The 21263-nt window shown below is 43.4% G+C and carries 16 protein-coding genes; 7 read left to right on the plus strand and 9 right to left on the minus strand.

Annotated features, from left to right (window positions below; genetic code table 11):
• Positions 1 to 157 precede the first annotated feature (157 nt).
• The 6 genes from AB4512_RS20785 to AB4512_RS20810 form a co-directional block, all read right to left on the minus strand.
• Positions 158 to 376: a DUF2835 domain-containing protein gene (locus AB4512_RS20785; RefSeq protein WP_004733645.1), complete on the minus strand. Its 219-nt coding sequence runs from the start codon at positions 374 to 376 to the stop codon at positions 158 to 160.
• A 219-nt stretch (positions 377 to 595) separates the two neighbouring features.
• Positions 596 to 3202, minus strand: a complete 2607-nt coding sequence (gene pepN / locus AB4512_RS20790) for an aminopeptidase N (RefSeq protein ID WP_372118705.1) — start codon at positions 3200 to 3202, stop codon at positions 596 to 598.
• 218 nt (positions 3203 to 3420) lie between these two features.
• Positions 3421 to 4104, minus strand: a complete 684-nt coding sequence (locus AB4512_RS20795; protein ID WP_017068918.1) for a hypothetical protein — start codon at positions 4102 to 4104, stop codon at positions 3421 to 3423.
• 322 nt (positions 4105 to 4426) lie between these two features.
• Positions 4427 to 6421 carry a carboxy terminal-processing peptidase gene (prc, locus tag AB4512_RS20800; RefSeq protein WP_372175535.1) on the minus strand — a complete coding sequence of 665 codons (1995 nt, stop codon included), beginning with the start codon at positions 6419 to 6421 and terminating at the stop codon, positions 4427 to 4429.
• A 17-nt stretch (positions 6422 to 6438) separates the two neighbouring features.
• Positions 6439 to 7062: an RNA chaperone ProQ gene (gene proQ / locus AB4512_RS20805; RefSeq protein ID WP_017057223.1), complete on the minus strand. Its 624-nt coding sequence runs from the start codon at positions 7060 to 7062 to the stop codon at positions 6439 to 6441.
• 97 nt (positions 7063 to 7159) lie between these two features.
• Positions 7160 to 7651 carry a GAF domain-containing protein gene (locus AB4512_RS20810; RefSeq protein ID WP_017066966.1) on the minus strand — a complete coding sequence of 164 codons (492 nt, stop codon included), beginning with the start codon at positions 7649 to 7651 and terminating at the stop codon, positions 7160 to 7162.
• An 89-nt stretch (positions 7652 to 7740) separates the two neighbouring features.
• Between AB4512_RS20810 and AB4512_RS20815 the strand changes: the two genes are divergently transcribed.
• From AB4512_RS20815 to rsmF, 4 genes are all read left to right on the plus strand, one after another.
• Positions 7741 to 9537 carry an ABC transporter ATP-binding protein gene (locus tag AB4512_RS20815; RefSeq protein WP_372175536.1) on the plus strand — a complete coding sequence of 599 codons (1797 nt, stop codon included), beginning with the start codon at positions 7741 to 7743 and terminating at the stop codon, positions 9535 to 9537.
• Between the two features lie 54 nt (positions 9538 to 9591).
• Entirely contained in the window at positions 9592 to 10875 is a 1284-nt protein-coding gene (locus AB4512_RS20820; RefSeq protein WP_372175538.1) for a PqiA/YebS family transporter subunit, read from the plus strand.
• Positions 10862 to 13519 (plus strand): MlaD family protein, encoded by a 2658-nt coding sequence (locus tag AB4512_RS20825; protein WP_372175539.1) that lies wholly within the window; start codon positions 10862 to 10864, stop codon positions 13517 to 13519. Before AB4512_RS20820 ends, AB4512_RS20825 begins: the two co-directional genes overlap by 14 nt.
• Positions 13520 to 13668: 149 nt before the next feature.
• Complete coding sequence (gene rsmF, locus AB4512_RS20830; RefSeq protein ID WP_372175540.1) at positions 13669 to 15090, plus strand: 16S rRNA (cytosine(1407)-C(5))-methyltransferase RsmF; 1422 nt, start codon at positions 13669 to 13671, stop codon at positions 15088 to 15090.
• A gap of 297 nt (positions 15091 to 15387) precedes the next feature.
• Here rsmF and AB4512_RS20835 read toward each other — a convergent pair whose 3' ends face one another.
• On the minus strand, positions 15388 to 16296 hold the full coding sequence (locus tag AB4512_RS20835) for a S1 RNA-binding domain-containing protein (protein ID WP_017059694.1): 909 nt from the start codon (positions 16294 to 16296) through the stop codon (positions 15388 to 15390).
• Positions 16297 to 16324: 28 nt separating this feature from the next.
• Here AB4512_RS20835 and AB4512_RS20840 point away from each other — a divergent pair, with 28 nt between their 5' ends.
• On the plus strand, positions 16325 to 17680 hold the full coding sequence (locus tag AB4512_RS20840) for a hypothetical protein (RefSeq protein ID WP_017063834.1): 1356 nt from the start codon (positions 16325 to 16327) through the stop codon (positions 17678 to 17680).
• A 108-nt stretch (positions 17681 to 17788) separates the two neighbouring features.
• On the opposite strand, the gene AB4512_RS20845 is transcribed toward AB4512_RS20840, so the two are convergent.
• Both AB4512_RS20845 and AB4512_RS20850 read right to left on the minus strand, forming a co-directional pair.
• Positions 17789 to 18274, minus strand: coding sequence for a PaaI family thioesterase (locus AB4512_RS20845; protein WP_017082222.1), 486 nt, complete (start codon positions 18272 to 18274; stop codon positions 17789 to 17791).
• A gap of 159 nt (positions 18275 to 18433) precedes the next feature.
• On the minus strand, positions 18434 to 19321 hold the full coding sequence (locus AB4512_RS20850; protein WP_372156952.1) for a putative PEP-binding protein: 888 nt from the start codon (positions 19319 to 19321) through the stop codon (positions 18434 to 18436).
• Between the two features lie 207 nt (positions 19322 to 19528).
• Here AB4512_RS20850 and AB4512_RS20855 point away from each other — a divergent pair, with 207 nt between their 5' ends.
• Positions 19529 to 20587: a 3-deoxy-7-phosphoheptulonate synthase gene (locus AB4512_RS20855; RefSeq protein WP_017059698.1), complete on the plus strand. Its 1059-nt coding sequence runs from the start codon at positions 19529 to 19531 to the stop codon at positions 20585 to 20587.
• Positions 20588 to 20599: 12 nt separating this feature from the next.
• On the plus strand, positions 20600 to 21082 hold the full coding sequence (locus AB4512_RS20860) for a YajQ family cyclic di-GMP-binding protein (protein WP_017063832.1): 483 nt from the start codon (positions 20600 to 20602) through the stop codon (positions 21080 to 21082).
• Positions 21083 to 21263: the final 181 nt, after the last annotated feature.

Genomic DNA, 21263 nt, shown 5'->3' on the forward strand with positions numbered 1-21263 from the left:
GTTGAGCTCTTTTCTACTAACGAGTTAAGCAAAGGTAATGCATTCATTTATTGTAAAAGCATTATTGAAAAATAGTTAATTGTTTTGGAGGTGGTAAGAGGTGAAATGTTTGATTATGTGATTAAGATTCCTTTTAACTCACTAGGCACGCCAAGGTTTACAGAGCTTCTAACTTAATAAACTTATTTTTTTGGTCAGTTGTCAGCCTAAACTGCCCTCTAACCCCTATTTGTGTAAGAAATGGTCTGAACCGAGTTGCAGGTAACTGTAAGCGTAAACCTGTTGTTGTTATCACTTGAACTTTACTTGCGGCGCCAGAATAGCTGGCCAAAAACTGCTGATATGAGATGTTAAGTTGGAAAATATAGCGATTCATACGATACCTGTATAAATATACAGTGCCAGTGTTTTTTGGCACTTTTAGATGTCTGACGGTGAAACTGAACTTGAAGCTGCTCTAGCTTATCGAAAATTCGATGAACCAGAAACAAAAAATCAGTGGCAGATATTCTCTACCACTGATGACCTTTCGTTGTAGCAAACAGTTTATTAGTAAACCGCTTATTAGCAAACAGTTACCTGAATGCGCGCTGACTTAAGCCTCTAGTGCTTTCGTCACTTTCTCAAACAAGTCTTTTGCTAGGTTGTCCATGTTCTTTAACGTCTCTAGTTCTTTTTTGATAAGAGCTTGACGTTCATCATCGTACTTACGGAACTTAAGTAGCGGGTCAATCAGACGTGAAGCCACTTGTGGGTTGCTGCTGTTTAGCTCACGTAAGATCTCGCCAGCAAATGCATAGCCTTGACCAGACTTGTCGTGGAATTGAACCGGGTTCATGTTTAAGAATGAACCGACCAAGTTACGGGTACGGTTCGGGTTCTTCAAACTGAACGCCTGGTGCGACATCGACGCTTTGATCACTTCAAGTGCGTTTGAACTTGGGTTTGTACCTTGCAATGCAAACCACTTATCCATAACAAGACCATCGTGTTTCCACTTGTCACTGTAATCCACCATCAAGGTTTCACGACATGGTAGTTGTGCACTGTTTGCCGCGCCCATTGCTGCCATCGTATCTGTCATGTTATTCGCTTGTTGATACATCGCAACAACCAAGTCATTACCCTGCCCAGTATGAGCTAAGTAACTTAAGCAAACTTTACGTAGAGTACGCTTACCAATCGAATCGTGATCGATCGTGTATTCTGTTAGTGCGTGGCTGTGATAAACCGCCGCTAACTCGTCTTCAAGTTCTGCAGCTAGTGTGACTTTCATTGAGTTAAGAACCGATGCGACCGCATCAATATCAACGCGCTCGTACCAACCCGATACTTCATTGTGGCTTGGTAGAGAAAGCATTTCTGCAATAAACGCAGGCTCTAGTGAATCACTCAGCAGTACGCCACGGAATGCATCAACAACAGAATCAGAAAGCTCAAACGCTTGACCCTGCTGAACTTTCTCCACGTTACTGCGGATGTACTTCGCTAATAGCATTTGACCCGCATCCCAACGAGAGAATTCATTGCGAGCATTCACCATCAAGAAGATCAGTTCTTCATCTGAGTAGTCATATTCCAATTTCACTGGCGCAGAAAATTCACGAAGTAATGATGGGATCGGTTGCTCAGAAACGTTTTCAAACACGAACGTTTGCTCTGCTTCTTTCACATCTAATACATTATGAACTGGCTTACCGTTACATTGTAACTCAACAACTTCACCCGCAGCTGTGTACAGCTCGATATCAAGAGGAATATGCAGAGCCTGCTTTTCCGTTTGCTCATGAGTTGGCGCTGTTACTTGGCGAGTTGTTAACGTGTACTGTTTCTTCTCTGCGTCGTACTTACTTTCAACAGACAGCGTCGGCGTACCAGACTGGCTGTACCATAAGCGGAACTGAGATAAGTCAACGCCCGACGCATCTTCCATTGCCGCGACGAAGTCTTCACATGTTGCAGCCGTACCATCGTGACGTTCGAAGTACAGCTTCATGCCTTTTTGGAAACCATCTTCGCCCAACAATGTGTGGATCATACGGATCACTTCACTGCCCTTTTCGTACACGGTCAAAGTATAGAAGTTATTCATTTCTATCACTTTTTCTGGACGAATTGGATGAGACATTGGGCTAGCATCTTCTGCAAATTGTGGACCGCGAATGATACGTACATTGTTAATACGGTTTACTGCGCGAGAACCAAGATCAGATGAGAATTCTTGGTCACGGAATACCGTTAAGCCTTCTTTCAGACTTAACTGGAACCAATCGCGACACGTCACTCGGTTACCTGTCCAGTTGTGGAAATATTCATGGCCGATTACTGCTTCAATACCTAGGTAATCTGTATCCGTTGCAGTTTGGTCGTTTGCTAGAACGAACTTCGAATTGAATACGTTCAAGCCTTTGTTTTCCATCGCACCCATGTTGAAGAAATCAACGGCTACGATCATGTAGATGTCTAAGTCGTATTCAAGATTGAAACGTTCTTCGTCCCACTTCATTGAGTTAATCAAAGAAACCATCGCGTGGCTCGCACGGTCTAGATTGCCTTTATCAACAAAGATTTCTAGGTCAACTTTACGACCCGATTGTGTAGTGTATGCGTCACGAAGTACATCAAAGTCACCCGCTACTAAAGCAAACAAGTACGCTGGTTTTGGATGTGGGTCTTGCCACTTCACCCAATGACGACCGTTTTCAGCTTCACCTTCATCTACACGGTTACCATTACTTAATAAGAATGGGTTCTCTGCTTTGTCTGCAATTACCGTTGTAGTGAATTTCGCCAACACATCTGGGCGATCCATGTAGTAAGTGATACGGCGGAAACCTTCAGCTTCACATTGAGTACAGAACGCGCCACCCGACTTGTACAAGCCTTCAAGTGCACTGTTCCCTTCAGGGTTAACTTCGGTAACGATGGTTAGAGTAAATTCTTTTGGAAGGTCATTCAGCGTAAGTTGAGTTTCAGACTGTTCATATTGAGTCCACTCTTTACCTTCTACCAAAACAGAAACCAACTTCAAGCCTTCACCATCAAGTACTAATGTCGTGCTGTCTTTCTCCTGCTTAACACTAGAAACAGCCGTAACAATGGATGCTGAGTCGTACAAATCGAAAGTAAGATCGATTTCAGAAATCGTGTGAGATGGTGATTGATAATCTTTACGATACTTGGCTTGAGGTGTATGTGCCATGACGGGTTCCTTTTGATCGTTATACGTAATTATTTTTTAACTGTATATATCTAAAGGTTGAGCGCCAATAAAACAAGGGGAATATTAAAAAAAGGAGGCATTGTAAGAAAATGCCTCCATGTTTTGCTATTTTATCAATCAAATCAGACAGGAACGCCTAAGAAATGTACTGTGCACAATATTATCAACGAGTACGCCGTTACTGCTAAAACTCACGATTATCGAATGCGATTGAGTACCGCAAACATATCTCCCTCTTCACCTTGCAGCGTTAACACATCGCTGTTCAGTGTATATCGAGTGCCGTGTTCACCGTTCTCATAAAGTAACACTAGTTGATCGCCTTCTGTGTAATACACCCCGCGACGAATGACTTCACCACCTTCTTCATCTGATACTCGGAACATGAATATAAAGTCCGGCTGAAGGACTAAATCCATTTTTTGAATGTTACTCGCACGTAGATCGCTTCCAGACAGTTGGGCACTTGACCAGATTCCCGCCAATGCATTTGGCAAGGCCTTGGTGAACATAACACCGTTAAGATTCAGCATGTTGTGATTACTGCTGTACGCGTAAACCTGAGGTTCTGAGGTATTCAAACCCAAAATAATCGTGTCTTCATTGGCGTTATACAAACCTTCCCAATGATCGACACTGTAGTCTTTCTTTTGGATATCGATAGTGAATGAGTAGTTTGAATCAAGAGTGAGCTTGATCGCTCTAAAGTTTTCAGTGCCTTGCTCAGGATCAGGATTCATCAAATACCAATCACCAAGCAGCAAAGGAAGGTCAAAATGAGATAGATTACTATCACTTTTTGATTGTTGGTTACTCGAAGCGACCTCGCTCCCAAAAGCCACAAAACTTAAACAAGATAAAAATAGTAGAATCCATTTCATAAGCGTCCCCTCGTTTTCTTTAAGCTTAGGCACGTAATGAATAGAAAGCGAAAAAATATGATCTAAGTCACTAAATTTTAAGTGCGAAGTAACTTAAATGTCATTATCAATCGAAAAATAATACTTAAGTTTAGTTATTTTTACAGTGTACTTCACAGCCGAAAATCAAATAACAGTGGTTCTGCAGCAAGTTAAAAAGCGAGGAAGCATGCCGTTAACATGACATTATTCGAGGCAAGAACACAGGAACAAAAAAAGCGAGCCTAAGCTCGCTTTTCAAATAGTACGTCTTTAAACAATCACCTTATAACAGGTATTTTGTTTATTTCTTGATCATATCCAGCATGATAGCAACTGATTCATCAAGATAAGCATCCGGGGCTTCGTAGTCTTTTGGAATATCATCCAACGTTTTAAATGCCTCTAACTTAGCGGCTTTTTGACGTTGATTGATACGATCTAGACGAAGCGCATCCGCATCATCGCTCTCTTGCTGACGTACCTTTTCATTCAAAGAAAGGTCGTTATCGTCTTTATCTGCCTTATATTTTTCAATATCTTGCGCGATAAAGCCAAATTCCATGTCTGTCGCAATACGAGCTTGGTGTTGAGCTGTTAAAGCAGCAATTTGCTCATCGTTACGCTGTAACACTGAGTACTTCGCTTTGTCGATGCTGTCCCAAGGAAGAGCGTTGTCTTCAACACTTTCACCAGTATCTGCAGGATCAATTGGCGTTGGGTAAGCAATATCAGGTACTACACCCTTGTTTTGCGTACTACCACCATTGATTCGGTAGAATTTTTGGATTGTGTATTGAACGTAGCCTAACTCTTTATCGAACAAATCATAAATATGATTCAAAGAGCGATGCTGTTGCACCGTACCTTTACCGAAAGAGTTTTCACCTAGGATGATTGCACGGCCATAATCTTGCATCGCTGCTGCAAAGATTTCAGACGCTGAAGCACTGTAGCGATTCACCAATACCGTTAACGGGCCTTGGTAACTGATTTGACCATCAGTATCACTGTTCACTTTGACACGACCGTAGCTATCACGAACCTGAACAACAGGTCCTTCTTTGATAAACAAACCAGAGAGTTCAGTTGCTTCAGTCAGTGCACCACCACCGTTGTTTCGGAGGTCAACAATAATACCTTCAACACCTTGCTCTTTAAGCTCGGTGATCAGTTTATCGGTATCTTTAGAAAGGCCAACGTAGAAACTTGGTACTTCTAATACACCAATTTTCTTGCCGTCTTTCTCGATCACTTCTGATTTAACAGCGCGGTCTTCTAAACGAATCTTATCGCGAACAATTGTGACAACGTGACTTTTTGCATCTTTACCATCTGGCAAGATCTGTAGCTTAACTTTGGTCCCTTTAGGGCCTTTAATAAGTTGTACTACATCGTCTAAACGCCACCCGATAACATCAACAATTTCTTCGCCATCTTGACCAACACCAACAATGCGGTCTCCATCACTCAATTGTTTGCTGTTTGACGCAGGGCCACCAGCAACTAAAGAGCGAATAACGGTGTAGTCGTCTGTCATCTGAAGCACAGCACCAATACCTTCTAGAGATAGGTTCATCTCAGATTGGAATTGTTCTGCATTTCTTGGAGAAAGGTAACTTGTGTGAGGATCAACTTCACGCGCAAATGCGTTCATGTAGATCTGGAAAGCATCTTCATTATGCGATTGCGTAATACGCTTCATCGCATTGTTGTAACGCTTTTCCAAAACTTCTTGAATCTCTGGCCACTCCTTACCAGTAAGTTTTAGATTCAACGCATCATATTTAACGCGTTTTCTCCAAAGCTCATTCACTTCAGCGATATCTTTTGGCCACTCAGCTTCACTACGATTGAGCTCAATACTTTCATCGGTATCAAACTTAATCTCTGTATCTAGCAAAGACAATGCATATTGAAAACGTTCAAAACGCTTCTGCATAGACAGATTATAAACATCGAATGCAATCTGGTTATTGCCCGATTTCAGCTGATCATCAATTTGTTTAGATGACGCAGAGAAAGAGTCAATATCAGCTTGAGTGAAGATATTACGATTATAATCCAGCATCTCTAAGTAACGATTAAAGATAGCTTGAGAGAAATCATCGTTGAGATTGAAGTGTTTATAGTGAGAACGAGTAAATCGAGAAGTAACACGTTTACTAGCAGTTTCGTGTTGGACCTCAGGAGCGAGTAGAGGTAAATCGTCCTGATCTAATTTGGCTTCAAGAGCCTGAGCTGAAGCTGCTAGCCAAAAGCTAGCAGCAATCAGTGTCAATTTTGAACGGCATTTCATGCGTAGGAGTATCTCCTTTAAGCGCGCAAGTGCTCCGCTTTAACAACCATTTGTAGGCCGTTTGCTAACTGAACACGCACATCTTCCTTATTGATTTCAACAATGGTCGCAGCCATGTTTCCTTTACCCATGTTCACATTTACTTCTTTGCCAGCGATGAATTCGTCAGCGTTCAAAGCGCGTGTTTCTACAGGCTTTTCTACTTTTGGTGCTTTAGGCGCTTGACGACGAGGCTGTTGAGCTTTCTTCGCCTTAGGTTTCGCTTTGCCTTCTTCACGAGCTTTTTGTGCTTGTTCTTTACGACGAGCCTGAACTTTCGCTTTGCTTTCAGCAAGTGTAGCTTTAGCGTGTTCAACGTGCTCTTCTTCTAGTGTGCCACACGCGTTGCCGTCTAGGTCAACACGTTCTGCGCCAGCTTTTACGCCGTGCAGGTAACGCCATGATGATGTGTACTGTCTTAACGCTGCACGAAGCTGAGTCTTACTTACTTTTTCGTCTTCATTTAGACGTTCAGCAAGATCTTGAAAAATACCAATTTTAAGTGGCTTCGCTTCACCTTCTAGAGTAAAGCATTTAGGGAAACATTCAGCAATATATGCGATAACTTCTTTGCTGTTTTTTAACTTTTCAGTGTTTTCCATGTGGGTTCCTGGTTTTTGCGGTTTTCCGCGAGCATTAAGAAAATATTTTTACGTATTATAGAGAGATGCTTGGGAAAAACCACAGTAAGAGAATAATTTATGCCTTGTTCGCGTGCGAATTAAGCAGCTTTTCCACTTCTGCCATGAAAAATGTCAATCCGTCCTCGTCAATTTGAGAAAAACGGCCAACATTTGGGCTATCGATATCAAGAACACCCGCTATTTTTCCGCCAATCGAGAACGGAATAACGATTTCTGAGTTACTTGCAGCGTCACAAGCGATGTGACCTTCGAACTCATGAACATCATGAATGCGCTGAACTGTATTCGACGCAACCGCAGTTCCACACACTCCACGCCCTACCGGAATTCGCACACAAGCAGGTTGACCTTGGAAAGGACCCAGTACAAGTTCGTCTTTTTCCTTAGCTTGGTCCTGCTTCATTAAATAGAAACCCGCCCAATTCAAGCCATCCAATTCCATGAATAATAATGAACTGATATTAGCAAGGTTAGCAGTTAGATCGGTTTCTGATTCAATTAATGCAACGGCTTGTTTGGTTAAGCGTTGGTAATGTTCTATTTTCATATTAACTTCCAATTAAATTGAGACTTCCATTATCAAGAGAACGCAGTAGAATGCGGCCATCAAACTAAATAGGACTTATTCTCATTACAATGAACAATTCAGAAGACACTATTAGCCGTTCTTGGTTAATAACTCAAGTAAAAAAACACAAGTCCAAATTACTGTTTGCTAACATTATTGCCATATTTGCAACTCTCATTAGTGTCCCTATCCCGTTGCTCATGCCATTAATGGTTGATGAAGTATTACTTGATAAGCCCGCTTCAGGCTTAGAGATGATGAACCACCTACTTCCATCTTCATTACAAACACCGACTGGCTATATAGCACTAACTTTGTTGTTAGTGATTATCATGCGCTCCGTTAGCCAAGCGCTGAACATTCTGCAAGGGCGCCAGTTTACGCTTGTGTCCAAAACAATTACCTATCAAATGCGCAGCAAGATGATAGATAAGCTTGGCTGCATCAGTATTCGACAATACGAAACCAAAGGCAGTGGCGGTATTAACGCCCACCTAATAACAGACATAGAGACAATAGATAAGTTCATTGGCTCGACTCTTTCTAAATTTATCATCAGCTTCCTGACCGTGTTCGGGACAGCGATCGTGCTGTTGTGGTTAGAGTGGCGTTTAGGATTGTTCATTTTATTGGTCAATCCTGTTGTAATTTATTTCTCCCGTAAACTAGGCAGCAGGGTCAAACACCTTAAGAAATACGAAAACCAATCTTTCGAGCGCTTTCAAAACCGTTTGGTGGAAACCTTAGACGGCATTTACCAACTGCGTGCGGCGAATAAAGAACGTATCTTTCTCGATGAACTTAAGGTTCAAGCAAACCAAGTAAGAATCGATGCAGACAAATACGCTTGGCAATCTGAAGCTGCTGGCCGTGTTTCGTTTCTGCTGTTCTTACTAGGTTTCGAGCTTTTCCGTGCCGTCGCTATGCTAATGGTGTTATTCAGTGACTTAACCATTGGTCAGATTTTCGCGGTATTTGGCTACTTGTGGTTCATGTTAGGCCCGGTCCAAGAGCTACTAGGGATTCAATTCTCTTGGTATAGCGCGAAAGCGGCACTACAACGCATCAACGATCTTCTTCAGTTAGAAGAAGAGAAGCGCCCTATCAGTAAAGTGAACCCATTTACTGAAGATCAAGAAGTGACAGTTGACATCGAAGACGTTACATTCTCTTACACATTAGAAAACACTGTTTTAAATAGGCTATCGCTGCACATCCCTGCAGGTAAAAAAGTCGCTTTGGTCGGTGCGAGTGGAGGGGGTAAATCTACGTTAATCCAGTTGCTGATTGGGGTTTACCAAGCAGACTCAGGTTGCATTCGCTATAACGGTGAAACAACCGATGACATCAGCTTTGATGTAATACGCAATCAAATTGCCGTTGTTTTACAACAACCTATACTCTTTAACGATACATTAAGGCATAATCTGACCCTTGGTGCTGAATACGACGAAATGTCGTTGTGGCGTGCGCTTGAAGTCGCTCAAATGCAAGATGTCATCAAGCAACTGAGCAATGGCTTAGATACACAAATTGGTAGGAATGGCGTTCGACTGTCTGGTGGTCAACGACAACGCTTAGCAATAGCTCGTATGGTGCTGAGCAATCCTAAGTTTGTTATTCTTGATGAAGCGACATCTGCACTCGATACAGCAACAGAGTCAGCACTGCATAAAGCGTTGAGCGAGTTTTTGAAAGATCGCACAACTTTGATAGTGGCTCATCGATTATCAGCGGTGAAACAAGCCGATCTAATCTATGTTTTAGAAGATGGGCAAGTCACACAAACGGGAACACATGGTGAATTGGTTGAACAACAAGGACTTTATCAAACACTCTACGGCAGTGTGCAATCGCACGCCTGATGTTTGTAGTCCTAAGTATTTAAGTCGGGCATCGAGCCTAACTGACGTTTCAACTTGGGAGGTCGCGTGACCTCCCCATTCCCCACCAACCCTTTATCAACTCAGCATCAATGCGATAGTAGCTCAGTGCGCCTTTGTCAGGGCTGCGAACTCCCCGTTGATAAAATGGACATCCCTTTAGGGAAATCCGCTTACTGCCCAAGATGTGGCACTCAGCTTTATAGAGGCGGCACCCCTAGCCTGTCTGGAAACCTAGCAATCGCTGTCACTTGTTTATTGCTATTTATCCCATCGCACTTTTTCGAATTCATCAGTATTCGCTTGATTGGTGTCATGATACCCGCGACTTTACCATCCGGCGTCTTTACCTTAATGGGCGAAGGTTTCCCTTTGCTTGGTTTGCTGATTCTGTTCTGCAGTTCGATCGCTCCGTTGCTTGTATGTAGCTCGGTGCTCATCACCCATGTATCACTGAGTTTTAAGATCTTCACACCCTTTCGTTATGCATTAGCCATTATTCAGACTCTCAAACATTGGATGATGTTGGATGTGTTTCTGGTAAGTTTGGCGGTCTCATGTTTCAAACTGCAAGATTACTCTGACATTTTCGTCGGCCCTGGTTTGATTGGCCTGATTCTTCTGCAGCTTTTCAGCGTATTACTAGTAAGCCGTATCAGTGTACGTCGCTACTGGGAAGCTTGGGCAAAAGAATCCGAATACTCTTTTGCTGAGAGTAAGAACGTACACTGTCACAACTGTCACCTATCTCAGCCTGACGGTCATACTTGTGTGCGTTGTCACCATGACTTATACCACCGCAAGCCCTACTCTATACAGAAAACTTGGGCTCTGCTATTTGCCGCATCCGTGGCTATCGTGCCAGCCAATGTCATTCCTATTTCTATTCTTATTACCAACGGTCAAAGGCTAGAAGACACCATCATTTCCGGTGTCGCTTCGCTGATTAATAGCGATATGTATGGCATCGCTGCGATCATTTTCATTGCCAGTATCGTCGTGCCAGTCGCGAAAATACTGGGCCTCGCGTACATCTTAATCTGTATCAAGATGAAGCGCGCCGTTTACCACAGGCAACGTATGACCATCTATTTCATCGTGAAATGGGTGGGGAAATGGTCGGTAATGGATCTGTTCGTTATTTCGATCATGATGACCTTGGTCGACCGCGGACAAATTTTAAACTTTACACCAGGTTATGGTGCAGTCGCTTTTGGCGTCGTAGTTGTTCTCACGATGCTAGCAGCGGAAAGCTTAGATCCTAGGCTAATTTGGGATAACTACACCTCTAAAGATGAGTCAGTGAATGAACAACGATAACCAATCACAAACGTCATATTCACCAGAAGTAAGGAAAAACAAAGGCATCTCACCTTTGTGGATTCTGCCGATATTAACCGTCGCCTTAGCCGGTTGGTTGGTCATGAAATCGATACACGATGCTGGACAACGTGTGCAGATATACTTCTCAGATGCCGCAGGTTTAGTCGCAGGTCGAACAACGATTCGTTACCAAGGCTTAGAGGTGGGTATGGTGCGTGACATCACTTTATCCAAAGATCTATCGAGCATCTATGTCGATGCTGACATCTACCCAGAAGCGAAGAAGCTACTCTCAAAAGGCACACGGTTTTGGCTAGTAAAACCAACCGCTAGTTTGTCGGGTATCTCAGGATTGGACGCGCTTGTTTCAGGTAACTATATTGCTATCCACCCGAGCGAAACCAAACAAGACCCAGAAACCGTTTTCCAAGCGTTAGAATCCTCCCCTTCTGATTTACTGGCTTCTGAAGGTTTGAATATTTCACTGACGACCAAAGATCTGGGTGGCGTATCTGTTGGTTCTCAAATCGTTTACCGTAAAATCCCAATTGGTGAGGTTTACAACTACCAGTTAAACGACAACGCGAAATCCGTTACGATTCAAGCGTCGATTAAAGATGAATACAGCCATATCATTACCGACCAAAGCCGTTTTTGGAATGTCAGTGGTTTAGGTGCCAGTATTGGTTTTTCTGGTGTTGATGTTCGCTTAGAGAGCCTAAGTGCATTGCTTGGCGGTTCAATTGCGGTCGACTCTCCGGGAGAAGGCCAACCGGTTGAGATGAATACCAAGTTCAAGCTCTACCCAGATTTGAAGACAGCGGGTCGAGGTATCTCTATCAAGATCGCCGTTCCCGATGATAATAAAATCAGTGCAACGGGTGCTCCGATCATGTATCGCGGCATTGAAATCGGTCAAATCACTGATTTATCGCTAAGTGAAGGGCGTGAAAACGTCGTTGCATCTGCCGCTATCCAACCGGCATTCAGTGACTTTTTAAACAGCGGCAGTAAATTCGTTCTAGAAGAGGCTGAATTGTCGCTTACTGGCATGAAAAACATTGCCAATTTAGTGACAGGTAACTTTTTAACCTTGGTACCGGGTGAAGGTGAAAAGGCGCGTCGATTTACTGCAATCCGCAAAAATGAATTCAGTCAGGAACAAGAGAAATCCGTTGCGATTCGCTTAACGTCGAACAATTCGTTCGGGTTAGATGTCGGTACACAACTTCTCTACAAAGGCATTGCCGTTGGCTCTATCATCCATGTGGGATTAGTTGATGGTGTTGGTACGGGCTCTGATAAACACGAAGTCTTCATGGATGCACTTATCGATAATGAGTACGCGCACCTTATCAAAAGCCACAACCGTTTCTTTGTGACAGGTAGTGCGACTGCAGAGCTAACCGAATCAGGCTTGAGTGTTACGGTCCCACCAGCAAAACAGCTTCTTACCGGCTCGATTAGCTTTGTGAGTGAAGGTAAATCTGAAGCTCGAACGGACTACCAACTTTTCCAAAGTAAGTCGTTAGCAGAAATTGCTAAGTTTAATCAGTCTGGTTCAAAGACACTTTCTTTGTTTGCCAGTGAGTTACCTTCAATTTCTAAAGGCAGTCCACTCCTCTACCGCAACCTACAAGTGGGTAGTATTTCTGATTTTCAGCTTGCCGACGGTGGCGTAAGAATCAAAGTCACAATCGAAAATCGTTACACGCACTTACTCAACAAGTACACTGTTTTCTGGAACCGATCAGGCGTTGAGGTTGATGCGTCGCTATCGGGTATCAGCATTAAAGCGGCACCAGTTAAAACCCTTATCCAAGGCGGTATTGCTTTTGACTCTCTGCCGGGAATCGACAACAAACTTGGTGACGTGTGGAAGCTTTACAAAGATTCAAAATCTGCTCGAAAATTTGGCCGCGCGATTACTATCACCTCTTCTGGCGATCAAGAAGTCAACAAGGGCATGGCGATCAAATATCAAGGTGTCACTGTTGGTGAGGTTACTTTGGTGATTCCGAACTTCAACAAGGGCGGCATTGAAATTACTGCGCGTATTTTACCTGAGTACGTCGACAAGATTGCCGTGACGAACAGTCACTTCTGGTTGGCAGAACCTGAGATTGGCCTTAATGGCATCAAAAACGTCTCTGCGCTGCTCTCTAAACACATCAACGTAGACCCGGGCAAAGGTGAAAGAAACACGAAATTTGAGCTTAGCAAAGGACCTGTGCAGCCTGAAGGCAAGATATTCCAACTGCAAAGCGAAACGCGCGGCTCAGTATCTGAAGGTACACCTATCCTATTCCGTGAACTAGAAATTGGCAGTGTTATAGATGTTCAGCTGGGCGAGTTTGCTGATCGCATCATATCTACGATTCAAATAGAACCTGACTACGCGTATCTAATCCGCGCAAACACCGTGTTCTGGAACGTGTCGGGCGTCGATGTCTCTATCGGCCTGTCAGGCGCAAACATCAAAGCCGGAACGGTAGACAGCTTGTTAAGAGGTGGTATTACATTCTCAACGCCACCGACAAATGAACTTCAACCAGTAGCAAGCGAAGATCAGTCTTTCTATCTCTATCCTCAAGCCGAAGATGAGTGGAAATCATGGAGAACCGCAATTCCTCGTCCATAGAGTGAACTCTCTGACGTTTCTGGAAGATTAATTCTTCATCAAAATGCAGCCATTAGGCTGCATTTTTGCTGTTTGCTGCAAATATGGTTTAGGACGGCCTCATTTTGCTTTAAACTCCCCGCATTAATGCAATAAATCGAGATACTCTTTTGCACGCTAACGTATATATTCCTGAAGAATTCCTAACGCACATCGAAGCAATCATGCCTAGTCATCTAAATATGGCTTCTTTTGTTGCGTCATGCCAAAAACCACTTCGTAAAAGTATTCGAATCAACACATTGAAAATCAGTGTTGAAGACTTCCTAGTACGAGCAAAAGAGAAAGGCTGGGAACTGGAACCTGTACCTTGGTGTGAAACGGGCTTTTGGATTACAGCGGACGAAAGTGAAGCGCCACTAGGTAATACGGCAGAACACATGTCTGGTCTTTTCTACATCCAAGAAGCCAGCTCGATGATGCCACCCTCGGCACTTTTCCAAGGCGAAGCTGATTACCAAGCGGTGCTAGACACTGCGGCTGCACCCGGCTCTAAAACAACGCAAATCGCTGCGCTAATGAATAATCGCGGTGTATTGGTTGCCAATGAGTATGCAGCAAGCCGTGTGAAAGTCCTTCACGCTAACATCGAACGTTGTGGCGTTCGTAATGCCGCTCTAAGTAACTTTGACGGTCGAGTTTTTGGTGGTTGGTTACCAGAACAGTTTGATGCTGTGTTGCTAGACGCACCCTGCTCTGGCGAAGGTACCATTCGTAAAGACGCCGATGCGATGAAGAACTGGACGTATCAATCTGTGGTCAATATTGCCGACACGCAAAAAGATCTGATTGAAAGTGCATTCCATGCTCTTAAACCTAATGGTGTTTTGGTTTACTCAACGTGTACGCTTAGCACCGAAGAGAACCAACAAGTGTGTCATCACTTAAAAGAAACCTTTGGTGATGCGGTTGAATTTGAATCTCTTGAATCACTATTCGACAACGCAAAAGCAACCACGACAGAGGAAGGCTTTCTACACATCTTCCCTCAAGTTTATGACTCAGAAGGTTTCTTTGTTGCACGTATCCGTAAATTAGCGTCTGTTACTCCACCAGAAGTTAAAAAACGTATGGGTAAATTCCCATTTGAAAAAGCATCAAAGAAAACTCAGCAAGAAGTCGCTGAACAACTAATGAGTACTCTCGATATCGAATTGCCAAGCGATACTCAGGTTTGGATTCGCGACAAAGACGTTTGGCTATTCCCAGAAGCGCTAGAGCCTATGATCGGTGAGTTCCGTTTTTCTCGCATGGGAATAAAGATCGCCGAAACCCATAAAAAAGGTTACCGCTGGCAGCACCAAGTGGCGACAACGCTTGCAACAGGTAATGAAGCTAATGTTGTCGAGCTAAGCATTGAAGATGCTCGTGAATGGTTCATGGGACGCGATGTTCGCCCTGAAGGCTTGTCTGGCAAAGGTGAAGTACTAGTGAAGTACAACGGTGCAATCATCGGCCTTGGTAAATGGGTTGGCAACCGAGTGAAGAACGGTTTACCACGCGAGTTAGTGCGCGATAAGAACCTATTCTAAAGCTTTCTCCCTGTATACAGCTAGATAAACAAAAGCCCAAACAACGTTAATTGTTTGGGCTTTTTCTATTCTATCGGCCATGTAACTCAGTGTGCGAGCGCTTGTAAATCAACAACTAATTACATAAATATCAATTCAAGCCACTATTTCCAAAAAGAAAAATCGCACTTTAGGGAATCTAAACTAGACTTCAATCTAATAGTCAAAAGATTAAAACGATTAGCGTAGGCTCTTCGGAGCCCTTTCCCCTAAGCCCAAACAGGAAGGTTTGGGCTTTTTTTTGACCGAGAGGATCGCTTATTTAACTAAGCTAATACCTTCTTTGTCGATAGTGATCTTGCCAGATTTGTACAAACCACCAATTGTCTTCTTGAACGTACCTTTGCTGGTTCTGAATGCAGAGAAAATAACTTCAGGAGAAGACTTATCATTCAAAGGCAGGTAACCGCCTTTCTTCTCAAGCAGATCAAGAACCTTAGTGCTTAGGTCATCCATCTTAGCGACACCAACTTTCTGAAGAGACAAATCAATCTTACCGTCTTCTTCACGAACGTTTTTAATGTAGCCTTTTAGTGTTTTACCAATGAACAGCTTACCGATGATGTCAGATGGGAAAATCATACCCCAGTGTTCACCGTTCACGATCGCTTTGTAACCCAATTGGCTGCGCTCAGCGATAATGAGATCAACTTGCTCATTTTGCTTATAAGTCGCAGGCGTGTTGTCTAACCATTTGTTGAACTTCGTTGTACCAACGATACGGCTCGATGCTTTATCGATATACACATATACTAAGATTGACTGACCTTCGTTTAAACGGCCACGCTGCTCGCTGAAAGGAACAAGAAGGTCTTTACCTTTCACGCCCCAGCTCATGAATGCACCAGTGCTGTTAACACCTTCAACCGTCATCAAACCAAACTGGCCTACTTGAGCTATTGGTTTTTCAGTCGTTGCAGCGATCTGGTTGTCAGAATCTATGTATAAGAAAACATCTAGCTTTTGACCAATTTCAACACCTTCAGGAGTAAATCGTTTCGGCAGCAACACGGTTCCATAGTCGCTCGCGTCAAGGAATACACCGAAGTCTGCTTGTTTTACTACTTCTAAGTTGTTTATTTGACCAATATTAATCATCAAGGTTGTCTCTACTTTAAATTTGGCGGAGATTATACGTGATCTCTGATATGCTTTCGCTAGTTTCATTCATATTTTTACATTCTAGGAGACATCGTTGATCACCGTTGATAAACAAGATGCGATAACACTTAAAATTAACCATGCCATGGCTAAGACCAAAAAGCTCGACATGGACGTTTATCTATTCATTCCCGGTGAACTTGGACTGACTCCTGAAGTGCTTTCTGAAAGTGCCTTTTTCTACAGCTCAATCACTCAAAAACGTGCCTACTATAGTGACAAAACACTTTTACCTTTGGTACACAGTCGCTTGGCAAAACGTGGACGCTTATCTACAACACAGTATCGTGTCAGTTTGAGTCTGTTTGCCTACCAATATGTTATCGCGTTAGATAAAGCAGTCAGCAGCTTAAATAAAACTGATAGTGACGACGTAACGGCTGATGAAGTAGATGAAGTCATTGAATTGGCTTTAGATATCTTGAAGAAGCTACGCCGAAGCATCCCTTACGAAGAAAATCTCAAGCGCTACTACGCTAATATCGATAACTACCTATCTTGGTATACCGAGCAAAAGTTCCTATCGCTAGTTTCACACATGCCACGAGGTAGTGAGTATTCAACGATTAAAGAACGACTCTTAACGCTTTGTGATAAAGAGACCGCGCACCGTAAACTGAACCGCTACAACTCAGCAAGAGTTCGAGAGGACGTTACCCGCTTGAGTAACAAGATGCGTTTGCTGCGTCGTTTGATTGAACACCCTATCGTGCTTAAAGAAAAGACAACGTCGATGGGTAAGAACGTTAAGCGTGCCGTGAAAGGCATCGCGACCGGTTTGGTGATGGTTGTCGTGACCACTACTGTGATCTTGGCTCGTGACTTTCTTGGTGAGATTACCGCCTCTTTCATCGTGGCAATGTCTTTCATTTACGCACTGCGTGAGATCTTTAAAGATGACTTGAGAGACATCCTTTGGCGCTGGCTGCGTAAAGGCAAGCCAAAATGGAAGCGTCGTTACTATGATCCAACGACCAACAAGTCAGTAGGCCATAAACTGGAATGGTTGGACTACGCAAATTTTTCTAAGCTTGCAGATCGCATTCAGTCGATCCGTAAAAAGCGTGTGGTACAACGTGAAGAGCAAATCTTGCATTACCGCTCTCATACTGAGATGTCGACATCGACCTTTATGAGTGGTTATGAGGAGACTCGTGAAACGTTATCGATCAGCCTCAGAGCGCTGACACGGTTGATGGATAAAGGCTCAAACAAGATCTACCGCTTGAATGAAGGACAAGTGAGCCGCGAATCAGTAGAAAAGCGTCATCTTCTCAACCTGATCATTAAAGAGAACAACCATGATAACGAACCAACCTACTACCGTTGGAAGATCGTTATGAACCGTTCAAAAATAGTTGATATTGAGCAGATCACTCAAGAGTCATAGAGCCGTTATAAAGTTCTCTATAACGGTATGTGGAAACCATTCACATACCGTTGTTTTATCTCTTCAACGTTACCCATGACTTCTAAACCAAAATCTATTATTTAATCGCTATTTTCTTGAAGGGACTTTCTTAATTGAAAGCGTGAGCGTGAACTCCGCCATCGGCTCGTCACCATGTAAAGATGGGCAAGTCGCGATAATGGTTACGGGTTGATTGACCCGTTCTCCGGTCGACATGGTTTCTGCCAGCATAGTGTTGATCAGCTCACCGTCGTTACAAGTGAAATGCACATCACCTTCAGGGCGCTTCAAAAAGTTACCCGTCACCTCTTTAAAAGCCAACGAGATCTTTTCACCTTGCTGCTGAGATTTGCTCATCGCAAGAAACCCACCCGCGACATCCGCACCTACAGCCAAAACGCCAAAGTACATACTATTAAGGTGGTTCTTCGTTCGCCTTTTAAGAGGAATTTTGACCTCTACATGTTGGTTATCCAGTGCGAGCAATTTTGGTCTGCATAACCAGATCAGAGGCACTTTGAAAAAACCAAACATGCTCAAGTAGAAATTTGCTTTTTGTAGAGGGGTCAACATTCGAATTACCTAGTCAAATCAGTCATCAGACCAGTTAATCGACTAGCGATAAGAATGTCAAAAAAATGTTACAAAAAAGAGATATCATCGCACAATGATATCTCTTTCATTCTCAAAGCATTAGCGCCTTAAGTCGGCTTATCAGGCAAGCTAATCGATTTATGCAGTCACGACCGTTTCTACGCCTTCAAGATCAGCTATGTAACCTTGTAGACGTGGGTAATCCACTAAGCCTTGAGTTACTAGCAGCACTGGCTTCTTCGCGTTCAGGGTTGCTTTAACAATCATATCCAACAAAGTAATGACCGCCTCATTTTGTGGATCAAAAGCGTGTTGCTGAGCTTCATTGTGTTTGTCTACGCCTAAAGTGAAAGACGCTAAGCTATCAACGTTTACCACTACACCATCGAAGTAATGCAGTAAACGTTCGCTCAGTAGCACTGCAGACGGCACATCGCACGAGAACAGTACTTTCAAACCGTTAAGGCCGCGTGGTAGCCCTTGCTCGGCAAGCAGGTCAATAATCTTAGCGGCATCGCTTAACGCACGAACGTAAGGCACAACTACTTCAACGTTGATGCCCTGCTCACGTAATGCCTTAATAACCTGACATTCTAAAGCGAAAGCCTTGCTGTATTCTGGTGTCGCGTAACGAGCAACGCCACGAACACCTAGTGCAGGGTTAATCTCTTCTGCTTCACAGTTCCCGCCAAGCAGCGAACGGAATCCATAGCTGTCTGCACTGCTTAATGCGATACGAACAGAAGTGTGATTTGGCTGAACGGCAGCTTGAATGGCAATCACTAAGGTCGAAACAAAATGCTCATCGACTGTTTTATCGCCAAGGATCGCTTCTAAAGACGTTTTTTCAATATCAGTCAAAGTATCTAAGTGACTCTCGATACTTGGGTGATAAAAGACACGATCCATCACCAATTCTGATAGTGAAACGTATAAGTGGTTGGAATTATTATTATCGTTATAAGAAGGCAGCACATCACCTACGACGAGTTCTGGGTGCAAAGTGCTTTGATTTTCTTGAGTCATTGCTGCTCCAGCATTTTTATGTTGTGTTCAAACGAAAATACCGATAGCTGCCTGTTAATACAAGTGAAAATCCCTTATTTGACGCTGGCCTGCTGATAAAAATAAGAATATTAGCAATAACTGAGATAACTTTGACTCAATAGAGTTTATTCCTCTGTTCAATTCCGTTATCTTAACCACTTCGCAATAGAATAAAAAAGCTATCACATGCCATTAAAAACTGATGAGTTGAGAACCCAAGCTCTGGGTCCTATGCCAACTCCTGCCGAACTAGGCAATGCACACCCTATTACTGACGACGTTGCTGAGCGCATTAAAAATTCTCGCCGCCAAATCGAAGATATCCTAACTGGTCGTGATAACCGCCTATTAGTTATCGTAGGCCCTTGCTCTGTTCACGATACAGATGCGGCACTTGATTACGCTGAGCGCCTAAGCAAAATTCAAGACCAGTACAAAGATGAACTGTTCGTTGTAATGAGAACCTACTTCGAGAAGCCTCGTACTGTTGTAGGTTGGAAGGGTTTGATTACAGATCCTAACCTTGATGGTTCATACGCACTTGAAACAGGCTTGAACAAAGCTCGTAAGCTTCTGCTAGATATCAACAAGCTTGGCCTAGCTACCGCGACTGAATTCCTTGATATGATCACAGGTCAGTACATTGCAGACCTTATCACTTGGGGTGCGATTGGCGCTCGTACAACTGAATCTCAGATTCACCGTGAAATGGCTTCTGCACTGTCTTGCCCTGTTGGCTTCAAGAACGCGACCAACGGCAACATCAAGATTGCTATCGATGCAATTCGTGCAGCACATGCTTCACACTACTTCTACTCTCCAGATAAGAACGGCCGCATGACGGTTTACCGTACTTCTGGCAACCCATACGGTCACGTTATTCTACGTGGTGGTGATAAAGGCCCTAACTTCGACGCTGAATCTGTAGATACTGCATGTAAGCAACTGGCTGAATTCGATCTACCTCAACGTTTGGTTGTAGACTTTAGCCACGCTAACTGTCAGAAGCAACACCGTAAGCAGTTAGAAGTTGCACAAGACATTTGTGAGCAAATTAAATCTAACAAGAACCAAATTGCAGGCATTATGGCAGAGAGCTTCATTATTGAAGGCAACCAGCCAATGACAGACATTAACAACCTAGAATATGGCAAGTCGATTACTGACCCATGCCTAAGCTGGGAAGATACTGCAACAATGCTAGACATGCTTGCAACAGCAATTAAAGATAGAAACTTAGCTTAAGGAAACAACACGATGCCATCATTTGACATTATCTCTGAAGTAGAAGCAGTAGAACTGCGTAACGCAGTAGACAACGCAAACCGTGAACTATCGACTCGTTTCGATTTCCGCGGCGTTGACGCAAGCTTTGATTACAAAGATGAATCAGTAAAATTGACTGCTCAAGACGATTTTCAACTGAAGCAAATGCGCGATATCCTTCGCAGCAACCTAACGAAGCGTAATGTTGATCCTAACGCGATGGAAGCGAAAGCGGCAGACCAAACAGGTCGCACTTGGCACCAAACGGTTATCTTTAAGCAAGGCATTGAAACTGATGTCGCTAAGAAGATCGTTAAGCTAATCAAAGACAACAAAGTTAAAGTTCAAGCTTCTATCCAAGGCGACAAAGTTCGTGTTACTGGTAAGAAGCGTGATGACCTACAAGCTGTTATGGCTCTAGTTCGCGGCGGTGAACTTGGTCAACCTTTCCAGTTTGACAACTTCCGCGACTAATTTTTGAGTTTGAGTGACCGCCTATTTGGGTTGCTCATTCATCAGCACAATGTCGTGTTTGAAATAGCAAAAAGCCACTTCTTTTTGAACTGACCCCCAATAGTTGGACACCAATTATTGGGGGTCTTTTTATGTCCAAATATAGCCGAGAGCTAAAATGTATCATTGCTAGGCAATACTT

Origin of the sequence: Vibrio sp. 10N.222.52.B7, from assembly GCF_041474275.1 — a bacterium.
GTDB classification, from domain to species: domain Bacteria; phylum Pseudomonadota; class Gammaproteobacteria; order Enterobacterales; family Vibrionaceae; genus Vibrio; species Vibrio crassostreae_C.

Bases quoted from the DNA above. Each gene is read 5' to 3' on its own strand.
- AB4512_RS20785 (WP_004733645.1), bottom strand. From the start codon at position 376: ATGAATCGCTATATTTTCCAACTTAACATCTCATATCAGCAGTTTTTG.
- pepN (WP_372118705.1), bottom strand. From the start codon at position 3,202: ATGGCACATACACCTCAAGCCAAGTATCGTAAAGATTATCAATCACCA.
- AB4512_RS20795 (WP_017068918.1), bottom strand. From the start codon at position 4,104: ATGAAATGGATTCTACTATTTTTATCTTGTTTAAGTTTTGTGGCTTTT.
- prc (WP_372175535.1), bottom strand. From the start codon at position 6,421: ATGAAATGCCGTTCAAAATTGACACTGATTGCTGCTAGCTTTTGGCTA.
- proQ (WP_017057223.1), bottom strand. From the start codon at position 7,062: ATGGAAAACACTGAAAAGTTAAAAAACAGCAAAGAAGTTATCGCATAT.
- AB4512_RS20810 (WP_017066966.1), bottom strand. From the start codon at position 7,651: ATGAAAATAGAACATTACCAACGCTTAACCAAACAAGCCGTTGCATTA.
- AB4512_RS20815 (WP_372175536.1), top strand. From the start codon at position 7,741: ATGAACAATTCAGAAGACACTATTAGCCGTTCTTGGTTAATAACTCAA.
- AB4512_RS20825 (WP_372175539.1), top strand. From the start codon at position 10,862: ATGAACAACGATAACCAATCACAAACGTCATATTCACCAGAAGTAAGG.
- AB4512_RS20835 (WP_017059694.1), bottom strand. From the start codon at position 16,296: ATGAAACTAGCGAAAGCATATCAGAGATCACGTATAATCTCCGCCAAA.
- AB4512_RS20845 (WP_017082222.1), bottom strand. From the start codon at position 18,274: ATGTTGACCCCTCTACAAAAAGCAAATTTCTACTTGAGCATGTTTGGT.
- AB4512_RS20850 (WP_372156952.1), bottom strand. From the start codon at position 19,321: ATGACTCAAGAAAATCAAAGCACTTTGCACCCAGAACTCGTCGTAGGT.
- AB4512_RS20855 (WP_017059698.1), top strand. From the start codon at position 19,529: ATGCCATTAAAAACTGATGAGTTGAGAACCCAAGCTCTGGGTCCTATG.
- AB4512_RS20860 (WP_017063832.1), top strand. From the start codon at position 20,600: ATGCCATCATTTGACATTATCTCTGAAGTAGAAGCAGTAGAACTGCGT.